The 13,361-nt window shown below is 67.6% G+C and carries 13 protein-coding genes; 5 read left to right on the top strand and 8 right to left on the bottom strand.

Going from position 1 to position 13,361, the window contains the following annotated elements; genetic code table 11:
- Nucleotides 1-102: 102 nt before the first annotated feature.
- The 4 genes from ACKI2N_RS25535 to ACKI2N_RS25520 form a co-directional block, all read right to left on the bottom strand.
- Nucleotides 103-990 carry an ABC transporter permease gene (locus ACKI2N_RS25535; protein ID WP_420991595.1) on the bottom strand — a complete coding sequence of 296 codons (888 nt, stop codon included), beginning with the start codon at nt 988-990 and terminating at the stop codon, nt 103-105.
- Nucleotides 991-1,009: 19 nt separating this feature from the next.
- Nucleotides 1,010-1,858, bottom strand: a complete 849-nt coding sequence (locus tag ACKI2N_RS25530) for an ABC transporter ATP-binding protein (RefSeq protein ID WP_420991594.1) — start codon at nt 1,856-1,858, stop codon at nt 1,010-1,012.
- A 1-nt stretch (nt 1,859) separates the two neighbouring features.
- Complete coding sequence (locus tag ACKI2N_RS25525) at nt 1,860-2,894, bottom strand: ABC transporter substrate-binding protein (RefSeq protein WP_420991593.1); 1,035 nt, start codon at nt 2,892-2,894, stop codon at nt 1,860-1,862.
- A gap of 87 nt (nt 2,895-2,981) precedes the next feature.
- A complete protein-coding gene (locus tag ACKI2N_RS25520) occupies nt 2,982-3,896 on the bottom strand; it encodes a TauD/TfdA dioxygenase family protein (RefSeq protein ID WP_420991591.1) in 915 nt (304 codons plus the stop codon).
- 545 nt (nt 3,897-4,441) lie between these two features.
- Here ACKI2N_RS25520 and ACKI2N_RS25515 point away from each other — a divergent pair.
- The 5 genes from ACKI2N_RS25515 (at nt 4,442) to ACKI2N_RS25495 (ending at nt 9,144) form a co-directional block, all read left to right on the top strand.
- Nucleotides 4,442-5,539, top strand: coding sequence for an ABC transporter substrate-binding protein (locus ACKI2N_RS25515; RefSeq protein WP_420991590.1), 1,098 nt, complete (start codon nt 4,442-4,444; stop codon nt 5,537-5,539).
- 4 nt (nt 5,540-5,543) lie between these two features.
- Nucleotides 5,544-6,389 (top strand): ABC transporter permease, encoded by an 846-nt coding sequence (locus tag ACKI2N_RS25510; RefSeq protein WP_420991589.1) that lies wholly within the window; start codon nt 5,544-5,546, stop codon nt 6,387-6,389.
- 64 nt (nt 6,390-6,453) lie between these two features.
- On the top strand, nt 6,454-7,248 hold the full coding sequence (locus ACKI2N_RS25505; protein ID WP_420991588.1) for an ABC transporter permease: 795 nt from the start codon (nt 6,454-6,456) through the stop codon (nt 7,246-7,248).
- A gap of 37 nt (nt 7,249-7,285) precedes the next feature.
- Complete coding sequence (locus ACKI2N_RS25500) at nt 7,286-8,125, top strand: ABC transporter ATP-binding protein (RefSeq protein WP_420991587.1); 840 nt, start codon at nt 7,286-7,288, stop codon at nt 8,123-8,125.
- Between the two features lie 59 nt (nt 8,126-8,184).
- The gene (locus tag ACKI2N_RS25495) at nt 8,185-9,144 is read left to right on the top strand and encodes a TauD/TfdA dioxygenase family protein (RefSeq protein WP_420991586.1); all 960 of its coding nucleotides are present in this window, start codon (nt 8,185-8,187) and stop codon (nt 9,142-9,144) included.
- Between the two features lie 82 nt (nt 9,145-9,226).
- Here the strand turns inward: ACKI2N_RS25495 and ACKI2N_RS25490 are convergent, their stop codons facing one another.
- From ACKI2N_RS25490 to cyoA, 4 genes are read right to left on the bottom strand one after another with little or no spacing between them, the layout of a single operon-like run.
- A complete protein-coding gene (locus ACKI2N_RS25490) occupies nt 9,227-9,589 on the bottom strand; it encodes a cytochrome o ubiquinol oxidase subunit IV (RefSeq protein ID WP_420991584.1) in 363 nt (120 codons plus the stop codon).
- Entirely contained in the window at nt 9,589-10,230 is a 642-nt protein-coding gene (gene cyoC, locus ACKI2N_RS25485) for a cytochrome o ubiquinol oxidase subunit III (protein WP_420991583.1), read from the bottom strand. The genes ACKI2N_RS25490 and cyoC overlap by 1 nt, the downstream gene beginning before the upstream one ends.
- Before the next feature lie 5 nt (nt 10,231-10,235).
- Nucleotides 10,236-12,212, bottom strand: coding sequence for a cytochrome o ubiquinol oxidase subunit I (gene cyoB, locus ACKI2N_RS25480; RefSeq protein WP_420992056.1), 1,977 nt, complete (start codon nt 12,210-12,212; stop codon nt 10,236-10,238).
- Nucleotides 12,213-12,220: 8 nt separating this feature from the next.
- Complete coding sequence (gene cyoA / locus ACKI2N_RS25475) at nt 12,221-13,189, bottom strand: ubiquinol oxidase subunit II (protein ID WP_420991582.1); 969 nt, start codon at nt 13,187-13,189, stop codon at nt 12,221-12,223.
- Between the last annotated feature and the right edge of the window lie 172 nt (nt 13,190-13,361).

Here is a 13,361-nt window from a genome sequence, read left to right as displayed (position 1 = left end):
GGGCGGCGCGCGGTCAAAACCCGGGGAGTCTTGCCGTCGCGGCGGCGGCAAGCCGACACGGTACGCCTTCCGCGCGGCGCGCGCAAGGCCCGGCCGCCGCCGTCAGTGCTGCATGCCCCAGCGGCGCACGGTCACGCGCTCGAGCGTGCGGAACACCAGGTTTTCCACCAGCAGGCCGATCAGGATGACCATGGCCAGGCCGGCGAACACGCGGTCGGTGTACAGCTCGTTGCGGTTCTGGAAGATGTACCAGCCCAGCCCGCCCTTGCCCGACGACGCGCCGAACACCAGCTCGGCCGCGATCAGCGTGCGCCAGGCGAAAGCCCAGCCGATCTTCAGGCCGGACAGGATGGCCGGCAGCGCGGCCGGCACCAGGATCAGCAGCACGTAGCGCAGCCCGCGCAGGCCGTAGTTGCGCCCGGCCATGCGCAGCGTGGCCGGCACGCCGCGAAAGCCCGCGTAGGTATTGAGCGCGAGCGGCCACAGCACCGAATGGATCAGCACGAACACCAGGCTCTTGCTGCCGAGGCCGAACCACAGCAGCGCCAGCGGCAGCAGCGCGATGGCCGGCAGCGGGTTGAACATCGACGTGAGGGTATCGAGCACGTCGCGCCCGATCTCGGTGGAGACCGCCAGCGTGGTCAGCACGAAGGCCAGCACGATGCCGCCCACATAGCCTTGCAGCAGCACCGACAGCGACACGCCCGCCTTGTCCAGCAGCTCGCCGTTGGCGATGCCCTCGGCAAACGCGCGCGCGGTGGCCAGGAAGGTGGGCAGCAGCAGGTCGTTGTCCTGCACGCGGGCGATGACTTCCCACAGGCAGGCCAGCACCACCAGGATCAGTGTCTTGCGCAGCCAGCCCTGCTGCCACAGGCGCTGCGGCCACGGCAAGGCGCGCGCCACGGGCAAGGCGGTGAAGGGTTCGAGCGTGCGCTCGTATTCGGGGCGCACCGCCGGCGTGGCGGCAAGGGTCGGGGTTGCTTGACTCATGATCGGTCCTGGCGGGCGCTCAGCGCGCCTGCGCGGCGCGTGCCGGCGCCGCGGCCGCGTGCGGCGCTTCGTCGAACAGCAGATGGTGGATACGCTGGGCGGTGGCCTGGAATTCGGCGCCGCCCTGGCTGGCAAGGTCGTACTGGTGGCTGTTCAGCTCGGCGCGCACGCGGCCCGGATGCGGCGACAGCAGCAGGATGCGGCTGCCCACCACCAGCGCTTCCTCGATGGAGTGGGTCACGAACAGCAGCGTGAAAGCCGCGTCCTGCCACAGCGCCAGCAGCTCTTCCTGCATGCGCCGGCGCGTGAGCGCGTCCAGCGCGGCAAACGGCTCGTCCATCAGCAGCACCTTGGGCCGCATCGCCAGCGCGCGCGCGATCGCCACGCGCTGCTTCATGCCGCCGGACAAGGTATGCGGATAGGCGTCGGCGAACTGCGCCAGCCCCACCTTGTCGAGGAAATGCAGCGCGCATTCGCCGGCCTCGCGCCGCGACATGCCGCGCGAATGCACCAGCGGGAACATCACGTTCTGCCGCACGGTCTTCCACGGCGGCAACTGGTCGAACTCCTGGAACACCACGATGCGGTCCGGGCCCGGCGCGCTGACCGGCACGCCATCGAGCCGGATCTCGCCCTCGCACGGCGGCACGAAGCCGGCCACCGCCTTGAGCAGCGTGGACTTGCCGCAGCCCGAAGGCCCCAGCAGCACGAAGCGGTCCGCCGCGTGCACGTCGAAGCTGACCTGGTGGGTGGCGCGTACCACGCGTTCGGGGGTGCGGTATTCCAGCGACACGCCATCCACCTGCAGCAGCGGCGCGGCGGGGGTGGCGGGACGCGCGGAAACCACGCGCAGAGGCTGCACGGACATGTCAGCTACCTTGTGCGGTGGCCGGGTCCTGGAAGAAATAATCCTGCCAGGACTTCGGCTGGTTGCGAATGGCGCCCACGCGGTACATGAACTCGGCCAGCGTGAAGGTGTTCTGCGGCGTCACCTTGAACTGCACCTGCGGGTTCTTCAGGATCTTGACCAGCAGCGCGCGGTCGATCTTGGCCTTGTTGACGCGGATATACAGGTCGGCCGCCGCTTCGGGGTTGGCGGTGGCGAACTTCGCCGCCTCGGCCAGCGCGTCGACGAAGGCGCGGTAGGTCTTGGGGTTCTCGTTGCGGAATTTCTCGGTGGCGTACAGCACCGTGGCCGAGCTGGGGCCACCCAGCACGTCGTACGAATTCAGCACGATGCGCGCGTTCGGGTTGCCGGCCAGTTCCTGCTCCTGGAACGGCGGGTTGCCGAAGTGCCCGGTGATCTCGGTGCCGCCGGCGATGATCGCGGCGGCCGCGTCCGGATGCGGCACCGCCACCGTCCACTTGTCGAGGCGGTTGTATTCCTTGTCGCCCCACTGCTTGGCCGCGGCCAGCTGCAGCACGCGCGACTGCACCGAGACCGACACGGCCGGCAGAGCGATGCGGTCCTTGTCGGTGAAGTCCGCGATGGTCTTCACCTTGGGATTGTTGCTGACCAGGTAGTACGGGAAGTTGCCCAGCGACGCCACGCCCTTCACGTTCTGCTTGCCGTGCGTGCGGTCCCACACCGTCAGCAGCGGGCCCACGCCCGCGCCGGCGATGTCGATGGCGCCCGACAGCAGCGCGTCGTTGATGGCCGCGCCGCCCGAGAGCTGGGTCCACTCCACCTTGATGTCCACGCCCTGCTGCTTGCCGTGCTTCTCGATCAGTTGCTGGTCGCGCGCCACGTTGAGCAGCAGGTAGACCACGCCGAACTGCTCGGCGACACGGATCTTCCCTTCGGCATGGGCCACGCCCGTGACCGCCATGCCGGCGGCCAGCGCCAGCGCGACGGCGCCGCGCTGCCAGCGGGCGGGAAGGAAGCGGGAACGAAACAGGGACATGCGGAACACTCCGTTGGGTACGAGACAGGAAGACGGAAGACGCGCAGCACCGGGGCGCCGCGCCATATCCGTTTGATTTGAAGCGGGTCAGACCGGCAGGTCGCCTTCGATGGTGGTGCGGTACATCACGCGGCGCAGGTGGTCGGGCGTGCCGGCGGCCAGGTGCAGCAACGAGCGGTTGTCCCAGAACACCAGGTCGTGCGGCTGCCACCGGTGGCGGTACACATGCTCGGGCTTCACGCTGTGCGCGAACAGCTGCGCCAGCAGGTCGCGGCTCTCGTCCTCGGGCAGGCCGGCGATGCGCGTGGTGAAATGCTCGCTGACGAACAGCGCGCGGCGGCCGGTCTCGGGGTGCGTGCGCACCACCGGCTGCAGCACCGGCGCCACCTGCGCGATCTGCTCCGGCGTCAGGTTGGGACGCCACGGGCTGCGCTGCTGCAGCTCGGCGTACTTGGCCAGGTACGTGTGCTCGGCCTTGCGCCCTTCCACCGCGGCCTTCAGGTGCGCGGGCAGGGTGTCCCAGGCCGTGTGCATGTTGGCGAACAAGGTGTCGCCGCCCTCGGCCGGCAGCTCCTGCGCGTGCAGCAGCGAGCCCAGGCTGGGCTTTTCCTTGTACGAAAGATCGGAATGCCAGAAATGGCCGGCGTCGCCCAGGCCGATCGGCTTGCCGTCCTTGAGCACGTTCGAGACGATCAGGATCTCGGGGTGGCCGGGAAGCTGGAACTGGTTCAGCACATGGATCTGCAGCGGCCCGAAGCGGCGGCTGAAGGCGATCTGCTGGTCCGGGGTGATGCGCTGGTCGCGGAACACCACCACGTGGTAATCGAGGTGCGCGCGATGGATGCGGGCGAAGTCCTCGGCGGACAGCGGCTCGGACAGGTCCAGGCCGACGACCTCGGCGCCCAGCGGCGCGTCGAACGGACGGATTTCGAAAGTGCCGGCGGGACCGGAAAGCGGTGCGCGGGCGGACGCGGCGGCTGCCGCTTGGGTACCAATCGTCATGACGGGCTCGGGGAACGAAAGTGCGGACTGATCTATATGGACCGGCCGGTGCGGCGCCGCGCTCCGGCAAAGGAGGGCCCCGCACTGCTTGGTTTCAAGCCTTGCACTGTAGTGACCACGAGCTAGTGCGGTCAACGAAGGATAACGGTGGGTCTTATTTGTTTATCGCATATGGCGTGACGCCGCGCGGACATGGCGGCGCGCCCGGCTCTCCGGTCTCCCGTCTCCCGTCCTGGCACTGCGCCACGCAGCCATTGCCGCGCCGGTCCGTCATCGGCGGCGGACGTGCGCGCGGTGGCACCGGTGTCCGGCACAGCGGGAATGGCGCACTCTATGTCAGCGCGCCGCCTGGCGGAAGGAAGGAAAACGCATGCGCATATGCGTTGCGCCAGCACCCCGCGGCACGCCGGGGCATATGCACGCAGCCGATAACCAAAGCCAAAAACATTCCTTCTGCCGCGCGCGGGGCGCCGCGTATCTTGGGAGCCGTCGCTGCACTTCTCACTGCCTTCTCGGACGAGAACAACAACAGGAACCAGAACACGATGCCCCTCACGCGCCGAAGCCTGCTCAAACACCTTGCCTGGTCCGGCCTTGGCGCCGCCGCCGCGTCCACCCCGCTGAGCGTGTTCAGCGCCACCGGCGCCGCCCGGCCGGACGTCATCCGCATCGGCGTGGCGCAGCCCGCCACCGGCACGCCGCCCAGCTTCGGCGGCAGCTCGCTGTCCATCGCCCATGCGCGCGGCTGGCTCGAAGAAGCCTTCAAGCCGGCGGGCACGCGCGTCGAGTGGTACTTCTTCAAGGGCGCGGGCCCGGCCGTCAACGAAGCGCTCAGCACGAAGCAGCTCGATTTCGCGCTGCAGGGCGACCTGCCCGCCATCGTGGCGCGCGCCGCGGGCCTGAAGACGCGGCTGGTGCTGGCCACCAGCGTGCGCACCAATATCTATATCGGCGTGCCGCCGGACTCGCCGCTCAAGACCGTGGCGGACCTGCGCGGCAAGCGCGTGTCGCTGTTCAAGGGCACCAACATGCATCTGCCGGCGCTGCGCCTGCTCGAGGCCAACGGCCTCGCCGAGAAAGACCTGCGCCTGCTCAACCTCGACACCGCGAGCTACCTGGCCGCGCTCACCACGCGCGACCTCGACGCCGCCATCGGCGCGATGGACATCCTGCGCCTGCGCGACAAGGGCGCGGTGCGCATTCTCTATTCGAGCAAGAACCAGTCGCCGATCTACACGCGCCAGAGCCATGTGCTGGTGACCGACGAGTTCGCCGGCAAGTACCCGGAAGCCACGCAGCAGTTCGTCAAGACCTCTGTGCAGGCCGCGCGCTGGGCCTCCGACGAGAAGAACCGCGACGACGTGCTGCACACCTGGGCGCGCGCCGGCACGCCCTACGAGCACTGGAAGGAAGACTACGAAGGCGAGCCGCTGCGCGTGCGCGTGAACCCGAACTTCGACCCGTTCCTGGTGGCGCGCTACAAGGACGCCACCGAGCAGGCCTACCGCCTGCGCCTGTCGCGCGCGCGCTTCGACGTGGACCAGTGGATCGACACGCGCTTCCTCAAGGGCGCGCTCGACGACCTGAGCCTGCAGAGCTACTGGCCGGTGTACCAGGCCAACGGCAAGATCCTCGGAGCCTGACGCGATGGCGGCCAACGAAACCCTGGCGCTGCCTCCGGCGGGACACGCCGCCGCGCAAGACGCCGCGCCGGCGCGCCGCTGGCGCCCCGGGCGCCAGCACCTGGCCTGGCTGCTGGCCTGGCCGGTGCCGCTGGCGCTGCTGCTGGGCTGGTACGTGGCGGCGCGCCTCGAATGGATCCCGCCGCAGGTATTGCCGTCGCCCGACGCGGTGTGGCATACGCTCGCCGATCTCTACCAGAGCGGCGAGCTGCAGGCCAACCTGGCCGTCAGCGCGATGCGCGTGGCCGGCGGCTTTGCCCTGGGCCTGGCCGGCGGGCTGGCGCTGGGCGTGGCGATGGGCCTGTCGCCGAACTTCCGCGACTACGTCTATCCCACCTTCAAGGCCTTCAGCCAGGTGCCGGTGCTGGGCTGGCTGCCGCTGCTGATGCTGCTGGTGGGCATCGACGAGGCCCTCAAGATCATCCTGATCGCCAAGGCCTCGCTGGTGCCGATCGCGCTCAATACCTACAAGGGCATCCAGAACGTGCCCACGCGCTACATCGAGGTGGCGCGCGTGCTGCGCTTCACGCGCTGGCAGATGCTGTCGCGCGTGGTGTTCCCGGCCGCCGCGGCGCCGATCTGGAACGGCATCCGCTACGGCCTCACGCATGCGTGGCTGGCGCTGGTGGTGGTGGAGCTGCTGGCCTCGTCGGAGGGGCTGGGCTACATGATCGTGTACGGCCGCCAGCTGTTCCAGCTCGACATGGTGATCGCCGCGGTGATCGTGGTGGGCGCGGTCGGCTTCGCGCTGGACAAGGCGCTGGCGCTGGCCGAGGCGGCGGTGCTGCGCTGGCGCAAGCCGGGCCTCTGATGCCCTCCGATCCCCTCTGATGCCTTTCCTGGCCAAACGACGAACCGATCACGAAGGAACCAAGATGGCGGAATCATCCACGCGCTCCCTGCGCATTCCCCGGCCGCTGCGCGGCTGGATCCTGCCGATCGCGCTGGTGGTGCTGTGGTGGGCGGCGGTGCGCTTCGGCTGGAGCACCTCGCCGCTGCTGGTGCCGGTTTCCAAGGTCTGGGACACGGCGGTGCAGCAGGTGCGCAGCGGCGCCCTGCTCGAGGCGCTGCGCGCCAGCCTGTGGCGCGACCTGGCCGGTTTCGCGCTGGGCGCCAGCGTGGGGCTGGCGTTCGGCGCGGCGCTGGGGCTCTCGCGCCTGTTCGAGCAACTGGCCGGACCGACCTTCCATACCGTCAAGCAGATCTCGCTGTTCGCGTGGATCCCGCTGATTTCGGTGTGGTTCGGCCTCGGCGACACCGCCAAGGTGGTGTTCCTCTCGCTGGCGGCGTTTTTCCCGGTGGTGCTCAACACCTTCGAAGGCATCCGCGGCGTGCCGGCCGACCTGCTGGAAGTGGCGCGCGTGCTGAAGTACTCGCGCTGGCAGGTGCTGCTGCGCGTGGTGCTGCCGGCGGCCTCGCCGTCGATCTTCGCCGGCATCCACCTGGCGCTGATCTATGCGTGGCTGGCCACGCTCGGCGCCGAATACCTGCTGGTGGCCGGCAAGGGCATCGGCAACACCATGATCGACGGCCGCGAGAACTTCTGGATGGACCTGGTGATCTTCGGCGTGATCGTGGTGGGGCTGGTCGGCTTCACGCTGAACTGGCTCGCCAGCCGCATCGAAGGCCGGCTGCTGGCCTGGCGCGGACGCTCCGTCGCCGCATTCTGAACCCCATCCTTACCGCCCATCTTTTCCGGAGAACCACATGGCGCATGCCGGCACGCTCAGCATCGAGCACCTGCGCAAGCAATACCAGGTCAAGGGCGCGCCCCTGCCTGTGCTGGAGGACATCACGCTGTCGATCGCCCCGGGCGAGTTCGTCAGCATCGTCGGCGCCAGCGGCTGCGGCAAGTCCACCCTGCTGCGGCTGGTGGTCGGGCTGGAGGAAGACTACAAGGGCGAGATCCTGCTCGACGGCAAGCGCGTGGCCGGCACCAGCCTGGACCGCGGCATCGTGTTCCAGGAGCACCGGCTGTTCCCGTGGCTGACGGTGGAGCAGAACATCCGCATGGCGCTGCTCAACGCCAACATCACCGAGACCGACAAGCGCCGCACGGTGCGCGAGCACATCGAGCTGGTGGGCCTGGCGGGCTTCGAGACCGCCTTCCCGCACCAGTTGTCCGGCGGCATGTCGCAGCGCGTGGCGATTGCGCGCGCGCTGGTCACCCGCCCCGAGATCCTGCTGCTCGACGAACCGTTCGGCGCGCTCGACGCGCTCACGCGCGCCTACCTCCAGCAGGAGCTGCACCGCATCTGGCAGGCCGAGGGCATCACCATGATCCTGGTCACCCACGACGTCGAGGAAGCGGTCTACCTGGGCGACCGCGTGGTGGTGATGGAGCCGCGCCCGGGCCGCATCCGGCGCATCCTGCCGGTGCCGCTGGCCCACCCGCGCGAGCGCGCCTCGGCCGCCTTCGCGCGCGTCAAGGACGACGTGCTGCAGGAATTCACCGGGCGCCTGGCCGAGCTGGCCGAGGCGCCGGTCAAGCGCGAGGCGCAGGCGGATGGCACCCGGCTGCCGCCCAATATCCAGTTCGCCATCTGAAGCGCCCGCCCTGCCAAAAGACGCGCGGAACGCGCAGGACAACCCACAGGAGAAACCTCATGACCCAGCAGCACGCCGCAACGCAAGTCGGGCAAGCCGAGCTCGACATCCACCCGGTAGCCGGGCGCATCGGCGCGGAGATCCGCGGCCTGCGGCTCTCGCCCGACCTCGACGCCGCCACCTTCGGCGCCGTGCGCGCGGCGCTGCTGCGCCACAAGGTGCTGTTCTTCCGCGGCCAGGACCATCTCGACGACGCCGCGCAGGAAGGCTTCGCCAGCCTGTTCGGCACGCCGGTGCCGCATCCCACGGTGCCCTCGCGCGACGGCACGCGCTTCCTGCTGGAACTGGATTCCGAGCACGGCGGGCGCGCCAATTCCTGGCACACCGACGTCACCTTCGACCTGGCCTACCCGCAGGTCTCGGTGCTGCGCGGCGTGATCATCCCGGCCGCCGGCGGCGACACCGTGTGGGCCAATACCGCCACCGCCTACCAGGACCTGCCGGACAGCCTGCGCGAACTGGCCGACCGCCTGTGGGCATTGCACACCAACGACTACGACTACGCCGCCACGCGCACCACGGTGAGCACCGACGCCATCAAGCGCTACCGCGAAGTCTTCACCTCCGCCATCTACGAGACCGAGCACCCGGTGGTGCGCGTGCATCCCGAAACCGGCGAGCGCACGCTGGTGCTGGGGCATTTCGTCAAGAAGCTGCTGGGTTATTCGGGCTCGGACTCGCAGCACCTCGTGGCCGTGCTGCAGGACCACGTGCACCGCCTGGAGAACACCGTGCGCTGGCGCTGGCGCGCCGGCGACGTGGCGATCTGGGACAACCGCGCCACCCAGCACTACGCCATCAACGACTATGGCGACGCCAAGCGCGTGGTGCGGCGGGTCACCATCGCCGGCGACGTGCCGGTCGGCGTGGACGGGCGGCGCAGCGTCGCCATCAAGTCAGGCGCGCCCAAGGCGGGCGAGCCGGCCAACCACGCGGCACCGGCGCGCGCGGCGGCGTAGGCGGGCCGCTCCCGGAAACGACAAAGGCGGCCCGCGGGCCGCCTTTGTCGTTACGCCGGAAGGAAGACCTTCAGCGCGCCATTCAGCGCACCATCATGTTGTGGTTCATGTTGTGCATGATCCACAGCGACCCTGCCACCACGATCACCAGGATCAGCGCGGTGAAGGCCAGCGCCATCACGTTCCAGCGCTGCTCCGAGGAGCGGTCCATGTGCAGGAAGTACACCAGGTGCACCACGATCTGCACCACGGCCAGGCCCAGGATGACGGCCAGCGTGGTGCCGGCGTCGAGCGAGCCGCCCATCACCAGGCGGAACGGGATGACGGTCAGGATGACCGCCAGCACGAAACCGATCACATAGTTGCGGGCGCTGCTGTGGCTGGCGCCGCCGGCGCTGGTGCCGTGCGCGCCGTGGCCGGCGGTCGAGACGTTGCTGTGTTCCATTACATCGCTCCCATCAGGTAGACCACGGTGAACACGCCGATCCAGACGATGTCCAGAAAGTGCCAGAACAGCGCGAAGCACGCCAGGCGCTTGTTCATGGTCGGGGTCAGGCCCTTGCGGGCGATCTGCCAGATCAGCACGGCCATCCACAGCAGGCCGCTGGCCACGTGCAGGCCGTGGGTGCCGACCAGCGTGAAGAACGACGACAGGAAGGCGCTGCGGTTGGGGCCCGCGCCTTCGGCGATCATGTGATGGAACTCGTTGATTTCCATGCCGATGAAGGCCACGCCGAACAGGAAGGTGATGGCCAGCCAGAACTGCAGGCGGGCCTTCTGGCCGTTGTGCAGCGCCACCATCGCCATGCCCGAGGTCAGGCTGGAGAACAGCAGCAGGAAGGTCTCGACCAGGACGTAGTTCAGCTCGAACAGTTCCTTGCCCGAGGGGCCGCCCGCCACTTCGCCGCGCAGCACCGAGAAGGCGGCGAACAGACCGGCGAAGATGATGCAGTCGCTCATCAGGTAGACCCAGAAGCCGAACACGGTGTTGGCGCTGGTGTCGTGGTGAGCGTGGTCGTGCGAATGGTCATGGGCATGCGCCGGGGCGGCATGCGCGGAATGACTGTCTAGGACTTGTGTGGACATAGGTTTCAGGCCTGCGACGCGACGCGCTGGAAGTGAGTCTTTTCGACCGCCTCGACTTCGCGTGCGGGCACGTAGTAGTCGATATGGTCGTCGTTGCTGCGGAAGATGAAGGACACGATCATGCCCACCAGGCCCGCTGCGGCCAGCCACCAGATATGCCAGGTCGCGGCAAAGCCCAGCACGAAGCTGAACACGCCCATGTAGAAGCCGGCGCCGGTGTTCTTCGGCATGTGGATCTGCTCGTAGTGCGCTTGCTGCCTGGGCGCTTCGCCACGGGCCTTCATGTCGGCGAAGGCGTCCAGGTCACGCACCACCGGGGTGTGCGCGAAGTTGTAGAACGGCGGCGGCGACGACGTGGCCCACTCCAGCGTGCGGCCGTCCCACGGATCGCCCGTGACGTCGGCCAGCGCCTTGCGGTTGCGCACGCTCACCACGATCTGCAGCACCTGGAACACGATGCCCAGGCCGATCAGCGCGGCGCCGCAGACGGCCACGTACAGGAACGGGTTCCAGGCCGGGTTGTCGGTGTGGTTCAGGCGACGGGTCATGCCCATGAAGCCGAGCACGTACAGCGGCATGAAGGCCAGGTAGAAACCGACCAGCCAGCACCAGAAGGCGCACTTGCCCAGGCGCTCGTCGAGCTTGAAGCCGAACGCCTTCGGGAACCAGTAGGTGATGCCGGCCAGGTAGCCGAACAGCACGCCGCCGATGATCACGTTGTGGAAGTGGGCGATCAGGAACAGGCTGTTGTGCAGCACGAAGTCAGCAGCGGGCACGGCCATCAGCACGCCGGTCATGCCGCCGATCACGAAGGTGACCATGAAGCCCAGCGTCCACAGCACCGGCGTGGTCATGCGCACGCGGCCGCGGTACATGGTGAACAGCCAGTTGAAGATCTTCACCCCGGTCGGGATGGAGATGATCATGGTGGTGATGCCGAAGAACGCGTTCACGCTGGCGCCGGAGCCCATCGTGAAGAAGTGGTGCAGCCAGACCAGGAACGACAGCACCATGATCGAGCAGGTCGCGTAGACCATGCCCTTGTAGCCGAACAGCTTCTTGCCCGAGAAGGTCGAGATGATCTCGGAGAAGATGCCGAATGCCGGCAGGATCAGGATGTACACCTCGGGGTGGCCCCAGATCCAGATCAGGTTCACGTACATCATGGCGTTGCCGCCCATTTCGTTCGTGAAGAAGTGCATGTCGAAGTAGCGGTCCAGGCCCAGCAGCGCCAGCGACACCGTCAGCACCGGGAAGGCGGCGATGATCAGCACGTTGGTGCACAGCGCGGTCCAGGTAAACACCGGCATGCGCATCAGGGTCATGCCCGGGGCGCGCATCTTGAGGATGGTGACCAGGAAGTTCACGCCGGTGAGCAAGGTGCCCAGGCCGGAGATCTGCAGGCTCCACAGGTAGTAGTCCACCCCCACGCCGGGGCTGAACTGCAGGCCCGACAGCGGCGGATAGGCCAGCCAGCCGGTGCGCGCGAACTCGCCGACGCCCAGCGAGACGTTGACCAGCATGGCGCCGGCCACGAACAGCCAGAAGCTCAGCGTGTTGAGGAACGGGAAAGCCACGTCGCGCGCGCCGATCTGCAGCGGCACGACCAGGTTCATCAGGCCCGTCATCAGCGGCATCGCCACGAAGAAGATCATGATCACGCCGTGGGCGGTGAAGATCTGGTCGTAGTGCTCGGGCGGCAGGATGCCCGGCGAGCCGTTGGTGGACAGCGCCAGCTGGGTGCGCATCATGATGGCGTCGGCGAAGCCGCGCAGCAGCATGATCATGGCCACGGCCGAATACATGATGCCGATCTTCTTGTGGTCGACCGAGGTGAACCAGTCATTCCACAGCCAGCCCCACTTGCGGGTGTAGGTGATCAGCGCGAACAGCGCCAGCGCACCCAGGGCCACCACCGACAACGTGCCCATGACGATGGGCTCGTGGAACGGGATGGCATCCAAACTCAATTTGCCAAACATCATTACTCCTAGGAATTCGAGCCCGGCGCCGACGTAGCGGGCGCGGCCAGGGACACCTGGCTCTCGCCGAGGGTGTTGCGCGAGGTGCAGACAGGACCGAACGAGGTGCCGTTGCCGGCGATCGCGCCGCCGGCGCCGTCCATGTACTTGTGCAGGATGCCGTGGTACAGCTGCGGATCGACCTTGGCGAACAGGGTCACGGGATCCTTCTCGCTGGGCTTGGCCAGTTGTTCGTAGTCGGCCAGGTTCAGCTCGCGCGACGAGGCGCGGACCTGCTTGACCCATTGCTCGAAGTCGAAGTTCGACACGGCCTTGGCCTTGAACTTCATGCCCGAGAAGCCGCCGCCGCTGTAGTTGGCGGACATGCCGTCATAGGTGCCGGCTTCGTTGGCGATCAGGTGCAGCTTGGTCTCCATCCCGGCCATCGCGTAGATCTGGCTGCCCAGCTGCGGGATGAAGAAGGAGTTCATGATCGAATCGGACGTGATCTTGAAGTTCACCGGCGTATTGACCGGGAACGCGATCTCGTTGACGGTGGCGATGTGCAGTTCGGGGTAGATGAACAGCCATTTCCAGTTCAGCGCCACGGCCTCGATGGTGATCGGCTTGACGTCGGATTCGATGGGCTTGTACGGGTCCAGGTCGTGCGAGGACTTCCAGGTGATGATGCCCAGCACCAGGATGATCAGGCACGGGATCAGCCACACCACCACCTCGATCCCGGTCGAGTGCGACCAGTTCGGCTCGTAGCGGGCGTTCTTGTTGCTTGCGCGGTACTTCCAGGCGAAGGTGAATACCAGGATGATCACCGGCACCACCACCAGCAACATCAGCCAGGTCGCGATCAGGATGATGTTCTTTTCGTCGGCGCCGATCTGGCCCTTCGGATCTAGCACGGTCATGTTGCAGCCGGCCAGCAGCAGCAAGGCGCCACCGGGCAGGAACCGCGTCCAACGCGGAAGTTCGGGTATCTTCATGTCACGACTGGTTGAGTAAGCCACGGAACGACGGCGCGGCGTGGTTTTGCCGCCCGATGCGCAAGCAAGGGGCAACTTAAGGCTTGGGGGAAACTCGGTTCAAGCGACCTGCCGGCCCGGCGAGGCGCCAATCAGAGGCAGACTGGCTTGGTCCTTGTAGGACGGGGCAGGC

The organism is Cupriavidus sp. 30B13, assembly GCF_049059565.2.
In the GTDB taxonomy this organism is placed as follows: Bacteria; Pseudomonadota; Gammaproteobacteria; order Burkholderiales; family Burkholderiaceae; genus Cupriavidus.
This window is presented reverse-complemented; position numbering and strand designations above follow the sequence as displayed.

What these genes read in the sequence shown, in the direction of transcription:
- ACKI2N_RS25535 (WP_420991595.1), bottom strand. Translation starts at nt 990, where the DNA reads ATGAGTCAAGCAACCCCGACCCTTGCCGCCACGCCGGCGGTGCGCCCC.
- ACKI2N_RS25530 (WP_420991594.1), bottom strand. Translation starts at nt 1,858, where the DNA reads ATGTCCGTGCAGCCTCTGCGCGTGGTTTCCGCGCGTCCCGCCACCCCC.
- ACKI2N_RS25525 (WP_420991593.1), bottom strand. Translation starts at nt 2,894, where the DNA reads ATGTCCCTGTTTCGTTCCCGCTTCCTTCCCGCCCGCTGGCAGCGCGGC.
- ACKI2N_RS25520 (WP_420991591.1), bottom strand. Translation starts at nt 3,896, where the DNA reads ATGACGATTGGTACCCAAGCGGCAGCCGCCGCGTCCGCCCGCGCACCG.
- ACKI2N_RS25515 (WP_420991590.1), top strand. Translation starts at nt 4,442, where the DNA reads ATGCCCCTCACGCGCCGAAGCCTGCTCAAACACCTTGCCTGGTCCGGC.
- ACKI2N_RS25510 (WP_420991589.1), top strand. Translation starts at nt 5,544, where the DNA reads ATGGCGGCCAACGAAACCCTGGCGCTGCCTCCGGCGGGACACGCCGCC.
- ACKI2N_RS25505 (WP_420991588.1), top strand. Translation starts at nt 6,454, where the DNA reads ATGGCGGAATCATCCACGCGCTCCCTGCGCATTCCCCGGCCGCTGCGC.
- ACKI2N_RS25500 (WP_420991587.1), top strand. Translation starts at nt 7,286, where the DNA reads ATGGCGCATGCCGGCACGCTCAGCATCGAGCACCTGCGCAAGCAATAC.
- ACKI2N_RS25495 (WP_420991586.1), top strand. Translation starts at nt 8,185, where the DNA reads ATGACCCAGCAGCACGCCGCAACGCAAGTCGGGCAAGCCGAGCTCGAC.
- ACKI2N_RS25490 (WP_420991584.1), bottom strand. Translation starts at nt 9,589, where the DNA reads ATGGAACACAGCAACGTCTCGACCGCCGGCCACGGCGCGCACGGCACC.
- cyoC (WP_420991583.1), bottom strand. Translation starts at nt 10,230, where the DNA reads ATGTCCACACAAGTCCTAGACAGTCATTCCGCGCATGCCGCCCCGGCG.
- cyoB (WP_420992056.1), bottom strand. Translation starts at nt 12,212, where the DNA reads ATGTTTGGCAAATTGAGTTTGGATGCCATCCCGTTCCACGAGCCCATC.
- cyoA (WP_420991582.1), bottom strand. Translation starts at nt 13,189, where the DNA reads ATGAAGATACCCGAACTTCCGCGTTGGACGCGGTTCCTGCCCGGTGGC.